The following is a 19,700-nucleotide window of genomic DNA, read 5'->3' as shown; positions in this document are numbered from 1 at the left end:
GGCCATTGCAGTTTTCCAGGCCAGGTCAAATGGGTGTGGACAAACTAAAGACTTGTTCTCAAGGAGCATGATCATGGCAACAGCCAAGAAAGGCGCAGCAAAAGCAGCAAGCACAAAAGCCGTTAGCCCCAAAAAAGCAACGCCAGCAAAAGCAGCCGCAGCACCCGTAAAAGCTACTGCTACCAAGACCAGTCCCAGCAGCAAAACCGCTGCCCCCAAGTCCCCCGCTAAAACCACCGCTACCAAGACCAGCAAGGCTGCTGTAAAAGCCCCTGCCAAGTCTGCAAGCAGCGCATCTGCCAAGAAAACGGCTGCGAAAAAAACAGCGGTAAAGAAAGCCACTCCAGCAAAAACCACGGCTGTTAAAGCCGCTGCGACCAAGACAAGCACCGCTAAAACCGTAGCCAAAAAAGCAGCTGTTAAAAAGACAGTCGCTAAAAAGGCGGTAGCCAAGAAAGCCGTTGCCAAAAAGGCCGTCGCTAAAAAAGCGGTAGCCAAGAAGACGGTGGCAAAGAAAGTGGTTGCCAAAAAAACGGTAGCTAAAAAAGCAGCTGCGCCCAAAACGGCCAGTGCCAAACCCGCTACCACCAAACCTGCTGCCACCGCTGCCGCAAAAAAACCGGCCAGCACCAAGGCAAGCAAACCCGTGGCCAAAAAAGCCACCCCCAGCAAAGCGGCAGCGAAACCTGCCACCAAAACCGGCACCAAAGCAGTTGTAAAGACCGCGGCTAAAAAAGCCAGTCCTGCTACCAGTGCCAAGAAACCCGTAGCTCCAAAGAAGAAAGAAGTTAAATCCGTGACCGCAGAAACCAAGACCCCAAAGACCAGCACAACGACTAACGCCACCGCTAAAGCAGGCAATAAAACAGCGGCTCGCAAAGCGACCAAAACAGCAGCAGCGCCTGCCGAACCTCGCCGCGAAGATGTCAATCCTGCTGGCTCCTGGCCCTTCCCGACAGGCAAGCGTCCTTAAGCACACGCTACTTTTATGTTTCTCCCCAAAGAGCCACCCTGATCAGGGTGGCTCTTTGGTTTGTAGCACTTGCATGCGACAATTCTCTCTCCCATCAATTCATACCAAGCAACTATGTTCAGTGAAGTCGCCCTCTTCCTAATCCATATTGTTCTGTCGCTGCTGGGCACGATTTTGCTACTGCGTGCCTGGGTGTATGCGCTCAGAATCCATCCCTTCAACCCTTATTCGCAAGCTATGTTCAAGGTCACGGACTGGCTGGTCATGCCTTTGCGCCGTGTCATTAAAAGCGGCAACCATTGGGACTGGACCTCTTTGTTCGCCGCCTGGCTTAGCGCCCTGGTATACCTGGTTTTGAGCGCCATGGTACTGACCGGATCGGTGTCCATGCTCTCGAACTTCCCCATGTTCTTGCTGGCAGCCGTCTTCACCGTTCTGCGCTGGACCTTGAGCCTGATCTTCTGGGTGGTCCTGCTGCAAGCGCTGCTATCCTGGATTCAGCCACAATCGCCCAGCATGCCCTTGCTGCGTTCCATTACAGCCCCCTTGCTGGACCCGATCCGTCGCGTCTTGCCTGACCTGGGTGGTCTGGATTTGTCGCCGCTGGTCGTCCTGCTGCTGACTCAAGTGCTCAATATGGTCATCACGCGCACCGCTTTCAGTCTGGTACCAATCTAAGCACAGCGGACTGTACACATGGAAAACCTGGGCATAGCCCAGGTTTTTTTATGCTGAATTCAAGAGCAAGAATCAGGGTGTCTTGTGCGAAAGTGGACCTTATACTGGCCTCACCACCAATCAGCAGGCCACTTCCATGACTCGCCTTCCATCAAAACCAGACACATCCAGCCGCTATCGCGAGGCCGAACAATTCCTGGCCGCACTGGGCCCCGACTGGCAAGCGCTGGTCGCCCACGTGGGCCCTTGCATCCATCAGCCACGCCCCGAGCGCGACCCTTACGAAGCCCTGATCCGCTCTGTTGTGTATCAGCAGTTGCATACCCGTGCGGCTGAGCGCATCCTGCAACGCCTGATTGATATCTATCCGCACGGCCATTGCCCAACGCCCGAGGAAGTGCTGGCGACTCCGTATGACACCCTGCGCGCTTGTGGCTTGTCCGGTGCCAAAGCCAATAGCATTCTGGGCCTGGCCCAGGCACGCCTGGATGGCATCATTCCCGACCAGGCCACCGCTTTGCAAATGCCGGATGAAGAGCTGATCAAGCAGTTGACCACGCTGCGCGGCATAGGTCGCTGGACGGTGGAAATGATGATGATGTACACGCTGGAGCACGAAGACATTCTGCCTGCGGACGACTTTGGGGTGCGCGAGGGCTATCGCAATTTGAAGCAGCTGGACAAGGCTCCCTCAGCCCGTGTCTTGCGTGAAATTGGCCAAGCCTGGGCACCCTACCGCAGCGTGGCTTCCTGGTACTTGTGGCGCATGCCCAAACAGGTGCCAGTATTGGCGCCTTCTTCGAACGAGCTACATCGCGCTCCGCGCTCGCAGGACAAGACCGTTCGCCAACAAACTCCAAGTAGCCGTCTTTATTTTGCGATTGCCCAATGCAGCTTGGGTGCATTGCTCGTTGCCGAAAGCGAGCGCGGGATTTGTGCGATTTCCCTGGGCGATAATGCCAAAGTCTTGCTGGAACAGCTGCAAGAGCAATTCAAGGCCGCTGAGCTGGTCGAAGCCGATCCGCAATTCAATCAACGAGTGGCCCTGGTCGTTGCCATGGTAGAAAAGCCAACCCTGGGTTTGGATCTACCCCTGGACATCCAGGGCACCCCTTTTCAACAACGTGTCTGGGAGTTTCTACGCCTTATCCCAGCAGGCCAGACCTTGAGCTACACCGAGATTGCCGAACGTCTGGGCATGCCCAAAGGCGCGCGTGCCGTGGCACGAGCCTGTGCCACCAACACCTTGGCCATTGCCATCCCCTGCCATCGGGTCGTGCGGCAAAGCGGGGATCTGGCAGGCTATCGTTGGGGCCTGGAGCGCAAGAAAACCTTGCTGGAGCGCGAACGCGCCCAAAAGGCTCAGCGCTGACAGGCGTTAAAAAACCCGGCCAATGGCCGGGTTCTTTATGCACAAAGCACTAAGGCTTTGATTACAAGGGCACCACGCGAGTTGGGCCATTACCACTAAGCATACGTACACGCTGACCAGCGGACAGAGGTACATCGGCTTCCTGGGCCACCACACGGGTTTCGCCATTATCCAGTTGAACCGTGATTTCCAGACCCTGGGTCTTGCCCATGCGGTTTTCAACCGCATTACCAACCAGACCGCCCAGAATCGCACCACCGATACTGGCCAGGATGCTACCGCGGCCACCACCAATGCTGCTGGCAGCGACACCACCCAAGGCTGCGCCACCCACGGTGCCCACGCCCGAGTTCTGGTCTTCCTGAATAGTGACGGCGCGTACCGACACCACGGTACCCAAACGCACGATCTGTTCGCGCTGAGCCTGACCGTAGCTGTACACCGAGCTGGATGCCGATTTATTGGCACAACCTGCCAGCAAAAACACGGGGGCTGCCAGACTCGCCACTACCAGCAGACGCACTTTGGGTCGATCGAAAAAAGAAACGTACATACGGTTTACTCCAAAAAACGTAGCTGGCCGAATCATAAAAAACTATCGAGCGCTCTTTTACAGACTGCGCTCAATACCATAGTGCTGTTTTAGCATGGCCGAGATATCTGACCGTTTAAATTCATGATTTTGCGGGCCATCCGCCTGAATTTTAATACTGCCCATCAAGTTACCCAAGCTGCAAGCCTCCTGCCAGCTCCAGCCTTTTGTAAGACCATATAACAAGCCAGCGCGATGAGCATCGCCACAGCCGGTGGGATCCACCACATTTTCCACGGGCACAGGGGCAATCTCGTAAGTCTGACCATTGTGATAAAGCGTGCTGCCATGCTCTCCACGCGTCACGACAGCGGCTTGCAAGCCCTGGGCAATCTCGGCCATGCTCTTGGAGGTGCGCTGCTCAATAACTTCGGCTTCGTATTCGTTAGCCGTAAGAACTTGACACAGTTCCAGCATCTCCAGCAGGTCCTCACCCGCGAACAAAGGCATGGCCTGACCCAGGTCGAAAATAAAGGGCGTACCCTGCGCATGCAGGTGACGGGCATGAGCAAACATGCCGTCTTTGGAATCCGGAGCCACAATGCCCCATGCCGCTTCCTGACCAGACAAATCGATCTGGGCAGAATTGATCATGGCGCCCGGGTGGAAAGAGGTGATCTGGCTGGCGGCCAGGTCTGTGGTGATAAAGCACTGAGGGGTGAACATCTCGGGCATCACACACACCATGCTGGTATCAATACCCAGGTTCTGCAGACGCTGTACATAATCCACACCGTCGCTGCCAACAGCCCCCACAGGAACAGGCTGACCACCCAGCATGTTCAAGGTGTAGGAGATATTACCCGCACAACCGCCCCACTCTTTACGCAAGCTGGGCACAAAGAAGGACACGCTCAGGGTTTTGATGCTGTCGGGCAAGATGTGATCTTTGAAGTACCCCTCGAAAACCGCGATCGTATCAAACGCGATCGAACCACATACCAGCACTCGCTCGGTCATAAATTACCTTAAGGAAAAAAAGGGCTAATCTGGTAGCCATTAACTTGGAGCTGCCCGGTATTCAAAGGCAGGCGCACCATGATTTCACTGCGCGCTGCAAAAGCAGGCTCACGTCGCTCGGAAGCCAGGTACTGATCGGGCGTAATATTGCGCCGGGCGATCAAGGCTCCGGAAAAATCTTTCAAATCCAGTACCAGCGTAGGCCACTCCTGAGGCCGTTCAAACTCGTTGCGCAGCGTAAAGCCCAAGGTGGACTGTCCGGGCTGATTCGGCGCTTTATGCAAGGCCGAAGCCTGCACGCGAATCTGGTCCAGACGACGTTCGTAGGGAACCTTGCACGACAAGGTCTGACACGCGCTCTCGAACACGGGACGCAGCATGGGTATCTGGCTGACAATCTGTACGCGATACACGTACATCAGCTGCACGACGAACAGAACAACACCCAGAACGCACAAGCTGGTCCAGATCAACGAACCCACACGCTGACCAAAGCTGGCTTCGCCCTCATAACGTGTTTCGCGTTGCAAGGCTGGGTTGGGGTCAATGACCCAGTCCTGCTGAAAATCCTCGCCATCACGATCATGCGTACCATCAGCCTGACGCGAGGGGAAAGAGGCGCGCAAGGCACTGGCACGATCGCCCACACTGAACTCAGGCTCGGCAGCCGACCACGATGCCTGACCAATATGATGGTCCCCATCTGGCTCAGAAACAGAGCCGGTCGATACGAAAAACGAGGTGTCCTGATCATCCTGCGGCAAAGGCTCGTGTCTGGAGCGGGCACGAATGACTGACGGCTCTACCGACTCAACCGCAGGCTCTGCCGGGCGGACAAAAGGCTCGGTAGCTACAGCAGCAGGCGCGGCCGGAGTGACAGGTGCTTGTGTCAGGATGGAGTCGGGGAATTTGCGTACCTGCAAGGACTCGTGGGCCGTGCCTTCATCACGCGGCGGGGCGTGACGGGAGTGCTCCACAAATCGCGGCCCCGGAATGGGCGCTTGCAGGTCCACCGACTGCACCTGTTCCTGCCGTGGCGAAACAGGTGGCTCGGGCGCCAGGCGCGGCTCGATCTGAACCGGCGTGGCGGGGGAATGATAGGAAGGCTCAGGGGCTTGCTCATCAATGACTTCTTCAAAGCCATCGAAGATATGCGCACATTGAATGCAGCGTATATAGCCCCGGCGGCGTTGCAGCGTTTCTACACTGGCTGCAAACGATGTCCCGCAACGGGGGCAGCGAGTCTTTAGCTCCATGAACTCACCTTAAGTTCTGCCGTCTTATAACGGGCGTTGACCAGCCAAACACACCCAGCCATCGCGCTCCTGCCAAACCGACATGGGCAAGTAGGAGGAATAGACCTCGATCATCTCCTCGGCCTGCCAATCGTAAATACCGGACAGGATCAAATGCCCGCCCGGTTTGACACGGTTGGCCAGCATGGGAGCCAGCATACGCAGGGGATTGGCCAGAATGTTGGCGACAACCAGATCCGTTTGCCCGGCGGGCATGGCATCGGGCAGCAAGCCTTCAACCTCGACCTGATTGACTTGCGCATTGTAGCGCGTGGCAATCACGGCCTGCTCGTCAATGTCCACACCAACCGTATGGCCAGCACCCAGCTTGCGGGCGGCAATCGCCAAAATACCGGAGCCACAACCATAGTCCAGCACGGTCTGACCCGCTTGCACATGATGGGCCAGCCAATCCAGACACAAATGCGTCGTGGGGTGACTGCCGGTACCAAAGGCCAGGCCGGGGTCCAATTCAATGCGCACCAGGCCGTCATCGCCTTCCTGGGCGACTGGCAGGTCCTCGTCGTCCTTGTGCCAGCTGGGCACAATCAGGATACGATCGCCCACCGGGATGGGACCAAACTGCGATTGCGTCAAACGAACCCAATCCTCGTCGGGCACTTCGCGCACGCTCCACTGAGCCTTTGCAGGATCCAGCACACCGGCTTCAAAAAGTGGTTGCAGCAACTCTTCAGGCTCCAGCTCCTCGGGCAGCAAGGCCACCACCCGATTTCGGTCCCAGGCCAGCACATCCGGTTCGATACCAGGTTCGCCAAACAGGGGCTTTTCCTGGTCGGTATCACCATCGGCATCTTCCACCGACACCGACAAGGCGCCCGCCTCAAGCAAGGCATCGGACAAGCGCTCGGCCTCGTGTTCCTGGCAGCTCAGTAAGAGTTCACGCATACATAGTTTCCATAAAGCAAAACAGGGGGCTCGCCCCTGTTTTACATAGTCATCATTCTTGTCAGGTCAGGCCTGTGGCCTGACCTGTTGCTGCCCTTACTTGCTACGTTGGGCCAGCTTTTGTTCCAGGTAGTGAATGCTGGTGCCGCCTGCCTTGAAGCTGGCGTCCTGCATCAATTCCCGGTGCAGATCCACGTTCGTTTTGATCCCTTCCACCACCATTTCGGACAAGGCAATGTCCATACGGGCAATGGCTTGCTCGCGCGTCTTACCATAGGTAATCAGCTTGGCAATCATGGAATCGTAGTACGGCGGCACGGTGTAGCCGGTGAACACGTGCGAGTCGATACGCACGCCAGGGCCACCGGGAGTGTGCCACTTGGTAATCAAGCCCGGGCTTGGTACGAAGTTGAATGGATCTTCCGCGTTGATACGGCATTCGATCGAGTGACCTTCAAACTCGATGTCACGCTGGCGCAGCACGAACTTCTCGCCTGCGGCCACTTTGATCTGCTCCTGGACCAGATCAATACCGGTGATCATTTCAGTGATGGTGTGTTCGACCTGAATACGGGTGTTCATCTCGATAAAGAAGAACTCGCCGTTTTCGTACAGGAATTCAAACGTACCAGCACCGCGGTAACGCATGCGACGGCAGGCATCGGCACAACGCTCGCCGATACGCTCGATCAGGCGACGTGGAATACCTGGAGCCGGTGCTTCTTCAATCACTTTCTGGTGACGACGCTGCATGGAGCAGTCGCGCTCACCCAGCCAGACGGCATTGCGATCACCATCAGCCAATACCTGAATTTCGATATGGCGTGGATTCTCGAGGTACTTTTCCATGTAGACCTCGGGATTATTGAACGCAGCAGCGGCTTCGGTTTTGGTCGTGGCAACGGCCGTCAGCAAAGCGGCTTCGGTGTAGACCACGCGCATACCGCGACCACCACCACCGCCAGAGGCCTTGATGATGACCGGGTAGCCCACTTCACGGGCAATGCGCACGATTTCTGCGGGATCGTCGGGCAAGGCGCCATCCGAACCGGGAACCACAGGCACACCGGCCTCGATCATGGCTTTTTTGGCCATGACCTTATCGCCCATCGTGCGGATGTTCTCGGGACGTGGGCCGATAAAGACAAAACCGCTCTTTTCGACACGATCAGCGAAGTCCGCGTTTTCAGCCATAAAGCCGTAGCCAGGGTGAATGGCTTCCGCATCGGTGACTTCTGCTGCCGAGATAATGGCAGGCATGCTCAGGTAGCTGTCACGGGCTTGGGCGGGACCAATACACACGGCCTCGTCGGCCAGACGCACGTACTTGGCACCACGATCAGCTTCAGAATAAACGACGACTGTCTTGATACCCATCTCGCGGCAAGCGCGCTGGATACGCAAGGCAATTTCGCCCCGATTGGCGATTAGGATTTTTTCAAACATATCATCAACCGATGACGAACAGAGTCTGACCGTATTCCACCGGCCCGCCGTTTTCAACCAGAATTTCCTTGATCACGCCGGACTTGTCGGCTTCGATCTCGTTGAGCAGCTTCATGGCTTCGATAATGCACAAAGGCTCGCCTTCCTTGACCGTCTGGCCCACTTCCACAAAAGGAGCAGCGCCTGGGCTAGGAGCACGGTAGAACGTGCCGACCATAGGAGCCTTGACGGCGTGGCCTTCGGGAACGGCGGGTGCAGCGGGAGCTGCGGCAGGAGCGCCAGCGGCGGGGGCTACCACCTGGGCTACAGGAGCCTCGGGAGCATAGACCACGGGAGCTGCCGAGCTTTGCGAAAATTTCACAATGCGAACCTTGTCATCACCTTCAGTGATTTCCAGTTCGGCAATGCCAGACTCGGCTACCAGATCGATCAGGGTTTTGAGTTTTCTAAGATCCATGCGTACTTCCCGCAACGCCGCACTAGCCACTGACTGGGTCAGGACGGCATTAAAAAAATATTGGTCAAAAAAACGAAACGAACCGCCTAACTATTCAAAGCAAACCGCAGCGCGGCTTCATAACCGTAGGCCCCCAAACCAACAATGACACCGCTAGCGATGTCAGAGAGATAGGAGTGGTGACGGAACGGCTCACGACGGTGAACATTGGACAGATGAACTTCAATAAACGGAATACCGACACCGGCAAGCGCATCCCGTATCGCCACGCTGGTATGGGTGTAGGCCCCAGCATTGATCAGGATGAAATCCACGCCCTCGGTACGGGCTTGATGAATTCGATCGACGAGCCCGCCTTCGTGATTACTTTGAAAAAAATGACACTGCGCGCCATGCTGGTCGGCCAGCACCTGTAAACCACTGTTGATATCGTCGAGAGTCTGATGTCCGTAGACATCGGGTTCTCGGGTACCCAGCAGGTTGAGGTTGGGCCCGTTAAGGACCAGGACATGTTTCGCCATAGCGGATTTTTCGTCAAGACAGACCGCCTTTTTACGCTAAATAACGTCATTTGTCCATAAACCTGCTTGGCTTACAAACAGTTAGCATTGGTCCCATCCCGTTTGAAACAGGGGTGGACCAGACCGACAATTTGACGAAATTAAGCGAAAAAGTCGGCCAGTTAGCGTTGAGCTTTAATAACTTCGTCCAACTTTTCGGGATCTATCTGGCCCAAAATGCGTTCGCTGACCCGGCCATTGCTGCCAAACACGACAGTAAAGGGCAATCCGCCCTTTTTATTGCCCACGCTGCGCATTTGTTTCAAGCCACCCGAACCAGCCAGCAAAATGTCGTAACTGACCGACACGCGTTCCAGAAACTCTTTCACGTTATCCAGCGAGTCCACTGCAATACCCACAAAGTTCACCTCGGGGTAGCGTTTGTGCAGTTCCTGCAGGTCCGGCATTTCCTTGACGCAAGGTGCACACCAGGTCGCCCAGAAGTTGACCACCAGGGGCTTGCCTATATAAGTAGAGAGCGCGCGATCTTCGCCCTGAAGATCCTTGAAGCTTTGCGCCAGGAAGGGGTCTGAAGGCAGCAAACTGGCCCAAGGGGCGGGATGCAGGGCCAAAATACTTGCACACACTAGCGATTTCTGCAGAAAAAGACGCCTACGCATACCGGCTCACACCTGAAAAAATATCATCTGGGGATGATAGCACCGGCCCTCACCAAAGCTCACGCATCAGATCAAACAGTCGTCTAGAATACAGGCCGGAGGATTGTCATGCACATACATATACTAGGAATTTGCGGCACATTCATGGGTGGTCTGGCCCTGATTGCCCGCTCGGCTGGCCATACGGTTACCGGTTGCGATGCCGGGGTCTACCCGCCCATGAGCACGCAGCTGGAAGAACAAGGCATTGAGCTTATTGAAGGCTTTGGCGCAGAGCAAACCAGGCTGTCCCCTGATCTCTATATAGTGGGCAACGTGGTGACGCGCGGTAATCCTCTGATGGAAGCCATTCTGAATCAGGGTCTGCCTTATACATCCGGCCCGCAATGGCTGGGCGAGAACATTCTGCACAAGCAGCACGTTCTGGCCGTGGCCGGCACGCACGGCAAGACCTCCACCAGCTCCATGCTGGGCTGGATCCTGGAACAGGCCCAGCTGTCCCCCAACTTCCTGATCGGTGGCGTGGCCCCCGGCCTGGGTGTGTCGGCCCGCTTCAATCCAGAACAATCCTTGTTTGTGATCGAGGCCGACGAATACGACACCGCCTTTTTCGACAAGCGCTCCAAATTTGTTCACTACCGCCCCCGCACGGCCATCCTGAACAATCTGGAATACGATCACGCTGATATCTTCCCTGATCTGCACGCCATCCAGACCCAATTTCACCATCTGGTGCGTACCATCCCCTCCACCGGGCTGATTCTGCGTCCCACCCACACCCCCAGCCTGGACGAAACCCTGGCCCGTGGATGCTGGACGCCGGTTGAACAGTTTGGCCCCGACGGAGATTGGGACAGCAAGGCAATCAGCGCCACCTCTTTCGACGTGATGTTCAAAGGCCAGTCCCAAGGCATCGTCCAATGGACACTGACCGGCGAACACAATCGCCTGAACGCTCTGGCCGCCATCGCCGCTGCCCACCATGTGGGCGTCAAACCTGAACAGGCTTGCGCGGCACTGAGCCAATTCGCCGGCATCAAGCGCCGCATGGAAGTGCGTGGCGTGGTCAATGACATTACCGTCTACGACGATTTTGCCCATCACCCTACCGCCATTGCTACTACGCTAGCCGGTTTGCGCAGCCAGACAGGTAAAGCCACCCGAATTCTGGCCGTGCTGGAGCCACGCTCCAACACCATGAAGCTGGGTGCCATGGCTGCCCGCCTGCCCGGTTCGCTGGAAGATGCCGACCTGGTTTTTTGCTACGGCGAGACTCAGGGCAAGCACGCGCTGGGTTGGGATGCGGCCAAGGTCCTGGCTCCTTTAGGGGATCGCGCCACAGCGTGGAATGATTTGGATAAAATGGTTCAGGCCATTGTTCAGGCCAGCCAGCCCGGCGATGCCATTGTCGTGATGAGTAACGGCAGCTTTGGCGGCATTCATCAGCGCCTGCTGGATCAACTGTCACGCTGACCCTCTTATCTATATAGCAGGTGCCTCCATGATCCTCTATCTACACGGCTTTCGTTCCTCGCCTTCGTCCTACAAAGCGCAGCGCCTGAAACAAACCATGCAGGACAGAGGCTTGCTGCACCTGTGGCGCTGCCCGCAATTGCCCGCCAGCCCGGCCCAGGCCATTGCCATGTGCAAGCGCATTGTGGACACGGAAATGCAGGCAGGCATGAGCGCCGATCAATTGTGTGTGATCGGCTCCTCGCTGGGCGGTTACTATGCCAGCCACCTGGCGCAGCACTATCACAGCCGCGCCGTGCTGCTTAACCCGGTGGTCTACGCAGGGCGCGATCTGGCTACGCAGGTGGGCGAGCATGTCTGTTATCACTCGCCCGACCCGTTTCACTTCCTGCCCGACTATGTGGATGAGCTTAACGACATTCACGTACCACGTCCCAGCGATCCCCAGCGCTTTTACCTGCTGGCCGCCAAAGGTGATGAAGTCCTGAACTGGCGCGAGATGGCGGACTGGTACAAAGGCAGCCAAGGTCACATTCTGGAAGGCGGAGATCACGGTCTGACCGACTTTGATCCCTGGATCGACGAAATTTTGCGCTTTGCCCTGCAACAACCTTAACTATCTTTACCGGATGGCCAGCACCATCCAGATGGAAAATCATGTACGTCCTTTTTGAAGACAGCGGTAATTTCAAAGCAGAAAAAATATTTTCTGACAGCGATACCACCATGCAGGTGGAATCCGCGTCTGGCAAACGCAGCAAAATAAAGAAAAACAGCGTTCTATTTACCTTCGAGCAGCCCGCCCCGGCAGAACTGCTGGAAAAAGCCCAAGCGCTGGCCGAATCCCTGGATATCAATTTTTTATGGGAATGCGCCCCCCAGGAGGAGTTTGAAGCGTCCACGCTGGCACAGGATTATTTCGGTCACGCGCCCAGCGCTGTCGAAAAAACCGGCACTATCTTTGCCCTGCACAGCGCACCCGCCTACTTTCACCGTCGTGGTAAAGGGCTGTACCGCCCTGCTCCGCCAGAAATTTTGCAAGCCGCTCTGGCCGCCATTGAAAAGAAACGCCTGCAGCAAGAGCAAATCCAGACCTGGGCCGAACAGATGATCAAGGGCGAACTGCCGCCCGAAGTTGCCGAGAAAGCCAGCACCTTCCTGACTCAGCCAGACAAGAACACGCTGGAGTGGAAAGCGTTTGATCAGGCCCAGAAAGAACTGGGTGTCAGCACGGAAAAGCTGCTGCTGTCGCTGGGTGCCTGGTCCAATCCACTGACTTTGCATCAACATCGCTTTTTGGCCGCGCACTTCCCCAAAGGGACAGGCTTTCCGGAGATTGCCCTGCAAAATTGGGGGCAGGACCTGCCCGAGGCCGATGTCACCGCCTACTCGGTGGACGACGCCAATACGATTGAAATTGACGACGCCCTGTCCGTCCAGCATCCGGAACCGGGCCGCCTGCGTATCGGGGTTCACATTGCCGTGCCTTCGCTGGCCTTGGCTCGTGGCAACGAGATCGACCAGATTGCCCGCAATCGCATGGCAACGGTATACACACCGGGCTACAAGATCCCTATGCTGCCGCCCGAGCTGATCGCGCATTTCTCCCTGGATCAAGGGCAGACTCGTCCTACCCTGTCGCTGTATGTAGACGCCGACATCAGCACTGGTGAAATCCTGTCGCATCAGACTCGTCTGGAACGCATTACCGTGGCGGGCAACCTGCGCCAGCACGAGCTGGACCCGCTCATCAGCGAAGAAGCTCTGGCCGACGAAAACGCCGAACTGCCCTATGCACAATGGCTGCGTCCGCTATGGAACTTCTCGCGCCAACTGTCAGCCCAGCGTGAAGCCGTGCGAGGCAAACCGGAAAACAATAACCGTGTGGAATACAGCTTCGAGCTGGATGGCCCGCACGACGATCCAAACTCCATCATTCGTCTGGTGCCACGCGTGCGCAATGCGCCGCTAAGCCTGCTGGTAGCTGAATACATGATTCTGGCCAATCAGCTGTGGGGCGGTTTGTTGGCCGAGCACAATGTGCCCGGTATTTACCGCTCCCAGCAGTTCATGCGTACGCGTATGTCTACCACGCCCGGCCCGCACGAATCCATTGGTGTGCCGCAATACATCTGGTCGACCTCGCCTCTGCGCCGTTATGTGGACCTGATCAATCAGGGCCAGATTCTGGCGGCGGCCGAGCACGGCATCTCCGCACGCCTGGCCGCCCCCTTCCAGCCCAAGGATGCGGATCTGTACGCCATTATTGGCGCCTTTGAATCGCAATACACCCAGTGGTCGGACTACCAGTCGTCTCTGGAGCGCTTCTGGTGCCTGCGCTGGCTGCAACAAAACGACATCAAGCAAGTCCAGGCCAACTTCATCAAGGAAGATCTGGTGCGCCTGAGCAATGCGCCGCTGGTTCTTCATGTCCCCGGCCTGCCAGCACTTGAACGTGGTCAGGAAGTCACGCTGGATCTGTTGTCCTTCGACGAACTGGCTTTGACGGTGGAAGCCCGTTTGCGCTCGGTCGCCACGGCTGACTGACGATCATGACCAAGCTCGACCGCCGCCACGCGCCCAAAGACTATTTGTGGCTGGCGGTCGCCCTTTCGGCACTGATTCATCTTTTGCTGATCTTCTGGCCGGCTCGCGCGCCCTCGCCCGCACCAGCCAACAGTCTGGATGTAGCACTGGTCAATTTCAGTACCGACTCGGCACCGTTAAGTCCCCAACTGTTAGCGCAGTTGAATCTGGATGGCGGCGGAGAGCATCAGCAAGGGCAAGCCAGCAATCCTTTGCCGCTGACCGATCCCAATCTGCCGAATCAGTTAGTGCTGGAAGCCTTGCGTGCACGCCAGCAAAGCCTGGAAGCTGAACAGCAGCGCCTGCTGGGCGAGCTGGAAAGTCAGGACAAGGCACCTTTGTCGACACCCAGCTTTGAATATATTGGCGCGTCCATTGAGCCCGGCCCGGACGACCATGATCTGGACCCACAAGTGCAAAATAGCCAACTGGCGATTTTGCGTGAGCAGATTCGTGAACAACAACGCCAACCCCGCTACCACTATGTAGGCCCCAGCGCCAAAGCCAGCGAACAAGCCCAGTACCTGGATCAGTGGCGTCAAAAAATTGAGCAGACCGGCACCCGCCACTATCCGAAGCAAAATGGCGAGCAACTGTACGGTCAGCTGCAAATGACAGTCTATATCCGGCGCGATGGCAGCCTGCTGCGTGCCCAGATTACTGAGCCTTCAGATCAGGCCGCCTTGAATCTGGCGGCCCGCCGCATTGTGGAACTGGCCGCCCCCTTCGCCCCCCTGCCCGAACAAGTGGCTCCTGGCGCGGATGTACTCGTCATTACCCGCAGCTGGAGTTTTACGCATGACAGGCTCAGTATGCACGGCACGGATGTGCAATAAGATCGTATTGTCCACAGCAAGCTCTGGCAAAAGCAGACCCTAGGGTAAAATATGCGCTTTCAGCCTTGGGGCTGACACCTCACAACAAGACAAGCATCGCTTAACCATGCCCGACACGACTCCCGCCAAGCGCTACGGCGTTATTGGTCACCCTATCGAGCACAGCCGCTCTCCACAAATCCATACGCAGTTTGCCAGCCAGTTCAATCTGGCCCTGAGCTACGAGCGAATTCTGGCACCACTGGATGGCTTTAACGCCACCGTGGAGGAGTTTTTCAAGGACGGCAGCGGCCTGAATGTCACCTTGCCCTTCAAAGAGCAGGCTTATGATCTGGTGGGCCCACGCTTGAGCCGTCGCGCTCGCATGGCCGGAGCCGTCAATACGCTATGGCTGGAAGATGGACAGTTGCATGGCTGCAATACCGATGGCGTGGGCTTGTGCTCGGACCTGCTGCGTGTCGGCCACAACCCGGAAGGCAAGCGTATCTTGCTGATCGGTGCAGGTGGTGCCTCGCGTGGAGTGGTGTTCCCCTTATTGGAAGCCGGTTGCGAAATGCTGCACATCATCAACCGCACCAGCGCCAAAGCCTACGACATTCGTGAGCAGGTCGTTGCTCTGGACCCGGATGCCTCCCGCCGCCTGAGCGCGGGCGGTCTGGACGATCATTGTGGCGACTGGGACATTGTGATCAATGCCACCTCGGCCAGCCTGAACCAGAATCTGCCCGAACTGCCAGATGCCCGTTATCGCAGCAACTCTCTGGCCTACGATATGTTTTATGCCAGCGAACCCACTGCCTTCATGCGTGCCGCCGAGCAAGCCGGTGCCACACATAGCAAAGATGGCCTTGGCATGCTGGTAGGCCAAGCGGCCGCCAGCTTTCAGATCTGGCACGGCGTAGAGGCCGATGTCGAACCCGTACTGGCCCAGCTGCGCCAGGACATCGGACAAATCTGACGTGCGTCGCCTTCTGGCCCATCCCTGGAAACTGGCTGGCCTGGCCGTTCTGGCCGTGGCCGCTGGTGTTCTGCTTTATCAGATCGCCCTGTTTCTGATGGTGCTCTGGTACAGCGTGGTGCCGCCCCGCATGACCACCTTCATGGCGGCCGAGCAGGGCCAGTTGCGCAGCGCCAATGCGGATGCCGAACTGCGCTATCAATGGGTGCCGTACGACAAGATCAGCGCCAATTTGAAACGCGCAGTGATTGCCTCCGAAGATTCGAACTTCCTGAACCATTCGGGGGTCGAATGGGATGCCATTCGCAAAGCCTGGGAATACAACCGTCGCCAGTCGGAAAAGGGCTCTACCCGCCGTCGTGGTGGTTCTACCATTTCCCAGCAACTGGCCAAGAATCTGTTTCTATCGGAATCACGCAGTTATCTGCGCAAAGGTCAGGAATTGATTCTGACCTATATGATTGAAACCGTCATGAGCAAGGAGCGCATCCTGGAGCTGTACCTGAACGTAGCTCAATGGGGAGAAGGCGTTTTTGGTGCCCAGGCGGCGGCACGCCACTACTTCAAGGTGGATGCGGCCAGGCTCAGTGCCATGCAGGCCGCCCGTCTGGCAGGCATGTTACCCAACCCGGCCTACTATGACAAAAACCGTAACAGCCCCTATTTGCAATCGCGCACGCGCACTATCAGTCAACGTATGCGACAAGTCGCTATTCCCTGACTGCAATCCGCATTTTTGTTAAGCTAGCCACGTCTTTCCTGGGCCCTATTTTCATGCGCACCGCACGCCGCTATCTCGCTTCCGAAATCTATCGCTCCAGCGCCGTGGTGCTGATTGCCCTGCTTGGCCTGTTTACCTTTTTCGCCCTGATTGAAGAGCTGGACAAGGTCGGTTCCAAGTTCACCCTGATGAATCTGTTTTACATCCAGGCCCTGGAGCTGCCCACCCGTCTGTACGACCTGCTGCCCATTGGCCTGTTGATTGGTGCCACCCTGGCCCTGGCCAGTCTGGCTCAGCGCAATGAGCTGGTAATTTTGCGTGCGTCAGGCGTTAGCGGCCTGCACATGATGCTGATGCTCTGGACCATTACCCTGCCCCTGGTAGGGGGGGCCTTTGTTTTGTCCGAGTATGTCACCCCCATGGCCGAGATCAAATCCAGTGAGCAAGGCATGGCCTTGCTGGGACGTTCCGGTGGCGGCCGTCTGGACAGTGGCTACTGGTTCAAGGAGAGCAATAACAGTGGCGGGGTGCGCATCATCAATATTGCCAACCTGCAGGGCGATGGCAAAGTAAGCGATGTCAGCGTGTTCGACTTCGCGGATGGGCAGCGCCTGAGTGCAATGACTCAAGCGCCCAGCGGACAGTTCCACAAGAACCAGCTGGACTTGCAGGACGTTACCGAGACCCAAGTCAATGAGCAGGCCCACACGGCTCTGTCACAGGATAAGGCACCTGATCAAGCGCTGGTCAAAATTGAAAAACGTCCCACCTTGACGCTGACCACCACGCTAACGCCGGATCGACTGATTGCACGCGTCGTGACACCCGAGCGCATGTCCATTCTGGACCTGAAGGATTACATCGGCTACCTGGACGCGAACAAGCTGCAGACCAAACGTCAGGTTGTGGCCCTGTGGCGCAAAGTCGCTTACCCCTTTACCTTGCTGGTCATGATTACCATTGCTGCGCCTATCGGCTTCATGCAGACCCGCCACGGCGGTGTGGGCACCAAGGTCTTTACCGGTATCTTGCTGGGCGTGGGCTTTTTCATGATCAATCAGCTGGCCTTGAACGTGGCCATGCTCAGCAATCTGGCGCCGTGGGTCACCGCTCTGGTTCCGAACCTGATCGCCATGGCCATGGCCTTGAGTGCTCTTATCATGATGGAAAACCGGCACAACCGGCGTCGTCGCAACTCCAGCACAACCAACTAAATCATGTCCTTAGCTACTTCCCCTGCCATCTGGGCGATTGGTGATATTCAAGGCTGCTGCCGCCCCCTGGACAGCTTGCTCAGCCATCCTGATGTTGCAGCCGACAGCCAGGCCAAATTCTGGTTTGCAGGCGATCTGGTCAACCGTGGCCCGGACTCTCTGGGAGCGTTGCGCCTGATTCGTTCTCTGGGCGATCGCGCCGTCTGTGTACTGGGCAACCACGACATTCACTGTCTGGCAGTCGCTGCCGGGGTGCGCAAGCCCGGCAAACAGGATACCTTGCAGGAACTGCTGGCCGCGCCGGACGCACAAGAGTTGCTGGACTGGCTGCGACACCAACCGCTGGCTCATTATGAGCATGGCCATCTGATGGTACATGCCGGAGTGCACCCCGACTGGAGCCCGGAGCAAACGCTGGAATACGCCCACGAGCTGGAAGCACTCTTACGTGCGGATGACTGGCAAGACAAGATTATTGAGTTGTTCGGCAACAACCCGGATCGCTGGGATGCTGGGCTACAAGGCTACGATCGCCTGCGCGCCATTGTCAGCACCTTGACCCGCATGCGCATGTGCGATGTGAATGGCCGCATGGACTTCAAGCACAAGGGTGCACCGGATGCCGAGTCCGGCTTGCTAGCGTGGTATGAAATGCCGAATCGCGCCTGTGCCCAGGTCCCTATTATTTTTGGACATTGGTCTACGCTGGGCTTGCTGAACACGCCTACCGTGATCAGTCTGGATACCGGCTGCGTCTGGGGTCGCCAGCTTAGTGCTGTACGCCTGCAAGACCGGCATCTGGTTCAGATTCACTGCCCGGAAAGCAAGAAACCGGGCTAAAGCCATCAGGCCTCGACAGTGACGGCCTCGGGGCACACGACCGCACGGATCTGTTCACGAGCTGTTTGTGCCGTTTGCGAACGCCCCCACTGCGTACAGGATTGAGCCGGCATCAAGTCCAGAAAATGGCAGTGCACAGAGACATTACGCGCACTGAGCAGAACCCAGATATTGCCAACCAGAGACTGCTCGCCCACAAAGGCAAAGCGCTCACTGCGCTGACCTTTCTGCTCAAATACCAGAGCCACCGGCTGAATATCCACATTCAGGCTGATAGCCGTCTCAAACAAACTGGCGTGGAAAGGCTGTACATCCAGTCCGGTTGAAGTGGTGCCTTCAGGGAACAGACCTACGGCATCACCACGCTCAAAGCACACAGCCATTTGCTGGCTGACAATCTGAATGGCGCGACGCTGTCCGCGCTCAATGAAAACCGTCCCTGCACCCGCCACCAGCCAGCCAATCACTGGCCAACGGCGAATATCGCTTTTTGCAATGAAAGAGGTACTACGCACGCTGTTGAGTACAAAAATGTCCAACCAGGAGATATGGTTGGACACATAGAGCACGGAGCGATCCTGAACAGCCTGGCCGTGCTGCAGTACACGCACGCCGCAGATCAGCATCAAGAGGCGCGACATGCGCAACACCATGACGCGGCGCCCGCCTGGACGCAATACCGGAAAAAGCAGACCGACGCTTAACAAGCCGACCACGATCCACACAATCAGAGCGACAGCGCGCCAACTAAAACGAAATAAACTAATCAAAAGGCTGCAACCTTGTAGAGAGCTCAGGCCGGTGGCAGGCTGTCCAGATATCGCTGCAGGATCACGCAAGCTGCCATGGCATCATCATCGTCATTATTGCCCAGCAATTCTTGAGCCTCCATGCTGGAGCCCCGCTCATCGACCAGGTCTACTGCAACGCCATAGCGACCGTGCAGTTGGTTGGCAAAACGCCGACACCGCAGCGAAGCATACTGCTCGCCACCATCCAGGGTCAAAGGCAAACCTACCACGACGCGATCGGGCTGCCATTCCTTGAGCAAAGCCTCGATAGCCGCAAAGCGCTGTTCCCGTGTAACGGGCCGCAAAATCGTATAAGGGCGGGCCTGGCGCGTCAAGGTGTTGCCCAGCGCCACGCCAATTTTTTTCAGGCCATAGTCAAAGGCCAGCAAGGTTTGCGCCGAGCTGACCATTGACGGTGTTTC

General features: G+C 56.9%; 21 protein-coding genes. 11 read left to right on the top strand and 10 right to left on the bottom strand.

Translation table 11 applies throughout. The features are described from left to right. The first annotated feature begins 67 nt into the window (after window positions 1–67). The 3 genes from D0C27_RS06800 (at window position 68) to D0C27_RS19470 (ending at window position 3,023) form a co-directional block, all read left to right on the top strand. Window positions 68–973 carry a histone H1-like repetitive region-containing protein gene (locus D0C27_RS06800; RefSeq protein ID WP_314881279.1) on the top strand — a complete coding sequence of 302 codons (906 nt, stop codon included), beginning with the start codon at window positions 68–70 and terminating at the stop codon, window positions 971–973. A 114-nt stretch (window positions 974–1,087) separates the two neighbouring features. Beyond that, window positions 1,088–1,651 carry a YggT family protein gene (locus D0C27_RS06795; protein ID WP_009460629.1) on the top strand — a complete coding sequence of 188 codons (564 nt, stop codon included), beginning with the start codon at window positions 1,088–1,090 and terminating at the stop codon, window positions 1,649–1,651. A gap of 136 nt (window positions 1,652–1,787) precedes the next feature. Further along, complete coding sequence (locus D0C27_RS19470) at window positions 1,788–3,023, top strand: methylated-DNA--[protein]-cysteine S-methyltransferase (protein WP_137430659.1); 1,236 nt, start codon at window positions 1,788–1,790, stop codon at window positions 3,021–3,023. 61 nt (window positions 3,024–3,084) lie between these two features. Here the strand turns inward: D0C27_RS19470 and D0C27_RS06785 are convergent, their stop codons facing one another. The 8 genes from D0C27_RS06785 to D0C27_RS06750 all read right to left on the bottom strand — a co-directional run bounded on the left by D0C27_RS06785 (window position 3,085) and on the right by D0C27_RS06750 (window position 9,859). Further along, entirely contained in the window at window positions 3,085–3,576 is a 492-nt protein-coding gene (locus D0C27_RS06785) for a glycine zipper 2TM domain-containing protein (RefSeq protein ID WP_026484397.1), read from the bottom strand. A 57-nt stretch (window positions 3,577–3,633) separates the two neighbouring features. Beyond that, window positions 3,634–4,575: a carbohydrate kinase family protein gene (locus tag D0C27_RS06780; RefSeq protein ID WP_088452118.1), complete on the bottom strand. Its 942-nt coding sequence runs from the start codon at window positions 4,573–4,575 to the stop codon at window positions 3,634–3,636. 8 nt (window positions 4,576–4,583) lie between these two features. Next, the gene (locus D0C27_RS06775; protein ID WP_115634417.1) at window positions 4,584–5,831 is read right to left on the bottom strand and encodes a zinc-ribbon and DUF3426 domain-containing protein; all 1,248 of its coding nucleotides are present in this window, start codon (window positions 5,829–5,831) and stop codon (window positions 4,584–4,586) included. Window positions 5,832–5,855: 24 nt separating this feature from the next. Next, window positions 5,856–6,776 carry a 50S ribosomal protein L11 methyltransferase gene (gene prmA, locus D0C27_RS06770; protein ID WP_009460614.1) on the bottom strand — a complete coding sequence of 307 codons (921 nt, stop codon included), beginning with the start codon at window positions 6,774–6,776 and terminating at the stop codon, window positions 5,856–5,858. A gap of 96 nt (window positions 6,777–6,872) precedes the next feature. Then, complete coding sequence (gene accC, locus D0C27_RS06765; RefSeq protein WP_009460612.1) at window positions 6,873–8,222, bottom strand: acetyl-CoA carboxylase biotin carboxylase subunit; 1,350 nt, start codon at window positions 8,220–8,222, stop codon at window positions 6,873–6,875. A 4-nt stretch (window positions 8,223–8,226) separates the two neighbouring features. Further along, entirely contained in the window at window positions 8,227–8,679 is a 453-nt protein-coding gene (gene accB / locus D0C27_RS06760) for an acetyl-CoA carboxylase biotin carboxyl carrier protein (protein WP_009460610.1), read from the bottom strand. A gap of 86 nt (window positions 8,680–8,765) precedes the next feature. Continuing rightward, a complete protein-coding gene (gene aroQ, locus D0C27_RS06755) occupies window positions 8,766–9,200 on the bottom strand; it encodes a type II 3-dehydroquinate dehydratase (protein WP_009460608.1) in 435 nt (144 codons plus the stop codon). A 161-nt stretch (window positions 9,201–9,361) separates the two neighbouring features. Continuing rightward, window positions 9,362–9,859: a TlpA family protein disulfide reductase gene (locus D0C27_RS06750; RefSeq protein WP_137430658.1), complete on the bottom strand. Its 498-nt coding sequence runs from the start codon at window positions 9,857–9,859 to the stop codon at window positions 9,362–9,364. Between the two features lie 108 nt (window positions 9,860–9,967). Here D0C27_RS06750 and mpl point away from each other — a divergent pair, with 108 nt between their 5' ends. The 8 genes from mpl (at window position 9,968) to D0C27_RS06710 (ending at window position 18,487) form a co-directional block, all read left to right on the top strand. Continuing rightward, complete coding sequence (gene mpl, locus D0C27_RS06745; RefSeq protein ID WP_137430657.1) at window positions 9,968–11,332, top strand: UDP-N-acetylmuramate:L-alanyl-gamma-D-glutamyl-meso-diaminopimelate ligase; 1,365 nt, start codon at window positions 9,968–9,970, stop codon at window positions 11,330–11,332. 28 nt (window positions 11,333–11,360) lie between these two features. Next, window positions 11,361–11,948 carry a YqiA/YcfP family alpha/beta fold hydrolase gene (locus D0C27_RS06740; RefSeq protein WP_026484405.1) on the top strand — a complete coding sequence of 196 codons (588 nt, stop codon included), beginning with the start codon at window positions 11,361–11,363 and terminating at the stop codon, window positions 11,946–11,948. Window positions 11,949–11,989: 41 nt separating this feature from the next. Further along, complete coding sequence (locus tag D0C27_RS06735) at window positions 11,990–13,879, top strand: ribonuclease catalytic domain-containing protein (protein ID WP_022983598.1); 1,890 nt, start codon at window positions 11,990–11,992, stop codon at window positions 13,877–13,879. Between the two features lie 5 nt (window positions 13,880–13,884). Next, window positions 13,885–14,754, top strand: a complete 870-nt coding sequence (locus D0C27_RS06730; protein WP_009460600.1) for an energy transducer TonB — start codon at window positions 13,885–13,887, stop codon at window positions 14,752–14,754. Between the two features lie 106 nt (window positions 14,755–14,860). Continuing rightward, complete coding sequence (gene aroE, locus D0C27_RS06725) at window positions 14,861–15,712, top strand: shikimate dehydrogenase (protein WP_035270447.1); 852 nt, start codon at window positions 14,861–14,863, stop codon at window positions 15,710–15,712. A gap of 1 nt (window position 15,713) precedes the next feature. Beyond that, window positions 15,714–16,433 carry a monofunctional biosynthetic peptidoglycan transglycosylase gene (mtgA, locus tag D0C27_RS06720; RefSeq protein WP_009460596.1) on the top strand — a complete coding sequence of 240 codons (720 nt, stop codon included), beginning with the start codon at window positions 15,714–15,716 and terminating at the stop codon, window positions 16,431–16,433. A gap of 53 nt (window positions 16,434–16,486) precedes the next feature. After that, window positions 16,487–17,647 (top strand): LPS export ABC transporter permease LptG, encoded by a 1,161-nt coding sequence (gene lptG, locus D0C27_RS06715; protein WP_137430656.1) that lies wholly within the window; start codon window positions 16,487–16,489, stop codon window positions 17,645–17,647. A 3-nt stretch (window positions 17,648–17,650) separates the two neighbouring features. After that, complete coding sequence (locus tag D0C27_RS06710; protein WP_026484411.1) at window positions 17,651–18,487, top strand: symmetrical bis(5'-nucleosyl)-tetraphosphatase; 837 nt, start codon at window positions 17,651–17,653, stop codon at window positions 18,485–18,487. A gap of 5 nt (window positions 18,488–18,492) precedes the next feature. On the opposite strand, the gene D0C27_RS06705 is transcribed toward D0C27_RS06710, so the two are convergent. Further along, complete coding sequence (locus D0C27_RS06705; protein WP_088452104.1) at window positions 18,493–19,257, bottom strand: lysophospholipid acyltransferase family protein; 765 nt, start codon at window positions 19,255–19,257, stop codon at window positions 18,493–18,495. Between the two features lie 23 nt (window positions 19,258–19,280). Next, window positions 19,281–19,688 carry a Holliday junction resolvase RuvX gene (gene ruvX, locus D0C27_RS06700; protein WP_009460586.1) on the bottom strand — a complete coding sequence of 136 codons (408 nt, stop codon included), beginning with the start codon at window positions 19,686–19,688 and terminating at the stop codon, window positions 19,281–19,283. Window positions 19,689–19,700: the final 12 nt, after the last annotated feature.

It is taken from the genome of Alcaligenes faecalis, assembly GCF_005311025.1.
Taxonomy (GTDB): Bacteria; Pseudomonadota; Gammaproteobacteria; order Burkholderiales; family Burkholderiaceae_B; genus Alcaligenes; species Alcaligenes phenolicus.
Note: the sequence above shows the minus strand (reverse complement) of the source record. Positions and strands in the feature narration are given on the sequence as shown.

What these genes read in the sequence shown, in the direction of transcription:
- D0C27_RS06775 (WP_115634417.1), bottom strand. Translation starts at nt 5,831, where the DNA reads ATGGAGCTAAAGACTCGCTGCCCCCGTTGCGGGACATCGTTTGCAGCC.
- mpl (WP_137430657.1), top strand. Translation starts at nt 9,968, where the DNA reads ATGCACATACATATACTAGGAATTTGCGGCACATTCATGGGTGGTCTG.
- lptG (WP_137430656.1), top strand. Translation starts at nt 16,487, where the DNA reads ATGCGCACCGCACGCCGCTATCTCGCTTCCGAAATCTATCGCTCCAGC.
- ruvX (WP_009460586.1), bottom strand. Translation starts at nt 19,688, where the DNA reads ATGGTCAGCTCGGCGCAAACCTTGCTGGCCTTTGACTATGGCCTGAAA.
- D0C27_RS06795 (WP_009460629.1), top strand. Translation starts at nt 1,088, where the DNA reads ATGTTCAGTGAAGTCGCCCTCTTCCTAATCCATATTGTTCTGTCGCTG.
- D0C27_RS19470 (WP_137430659.1), top strand. Translation starts at nt 1,788, where the DNA reads ATGACTCGCCTTCCATCAAAACCAGACACATCCAGCCGCTATCGCGAG.
- D0C27_RS06735 (WP_022983598.1), top strand. Translation starts at nt 11,990, where the DNA reads ATGTACGTCCTTTTTGAAGACAGCGGTAATTTCAAAGCAGAAAAAATA.
- accB (WP_009460610.1), bottom strand. Translation starts at nt 8,679, where the DNA reads ATGGATCTTAGAAAACTCAAAACCCTGATCGATCTGGTAGCCGAGTCT.
- accC (WP_009460612.1), bottom strand. Translation starts at nt 8,222, where the DNA reads ATGTTTGAAAAAATCCTAATCGCCAATCGGGGCGAAATTGCCTTGCGT.
- D0C27_RS06750 (WP_137430658.1), bottom strand. Translation starts at nt 9,859, where the DNA reads ATGCGTAGGCGTCTTTTTCTGCAGAAATCGCTAGTGTGTGCAAGTATT.
- D0C27_RS06800 (WP_314881279.1), top strand. Translation starts at nt 68, where the DNA reads ATGATCATGGCAACAGCCAAGAAAGGCGCAGCAAAAGCAGCAAGCACA.
- D0C27_RS06730 (WP_009460600.1), top strand. Translation starts at nt 13,885, where the DNA reads ATGACCAAGCTCGACCGCCGCCACGCGCCCAAAGACTATTTGTGGCTG.
- D0C27_RS06780 (WP_088452118.1), bottom strand. Translation starts at nt 4,575, where the DNA reads ATGACCGAGCGAGTGCTGGTATGTGGTTCGATCGCGTTTGATACGATC.
- aroQ (WP_009460608.1), bottom strand. Translation starts at nt 9,200, where the DNA reads ATGGCGAAACATGTCCTGGTCCTTAACGGGCCCAACCTCAACCTGCTG.
- D0C27_RS06740 (WP_026484405.1), top strand. Translation starts at nt 11,361, where the DNA reads ATGATCCTCTATCTACACGGCTTTCGTTCCTCGCCTTCGTCCTACAAA.
- prmA (WP_009460614.1), bottom strand. Translation starts at nt 6,776, where the DNA reads ATGCGTGAACTCTTACTGAGCTGCCAGGAACACGAGGCCGAGCGCTTG.
- D0C27_RS06785 (WP_026484397.1), bottom strand. Translation starts at nt 3,576, where the DNA reads ATGTACGTTTCTTTTTTCGATCGACCCAAAGTGCGTCTGCTGGTAGTG.
- D0C27_RS06710 (WP_026484411.1), top strand. Translation starts at nt 17,651, where the DNA reads ATGTCCTTAGCTACTTCCCCTGCCATCTGGGCGATTGGTGATATTCAA.
- aroE (WP_035270447.1), top strand. Translation starts at nt 14,861, where the DNA reads ATGCCCGACACGACTCCCGCCAAGCGCTACGGCGTTATTGGTCACCCT.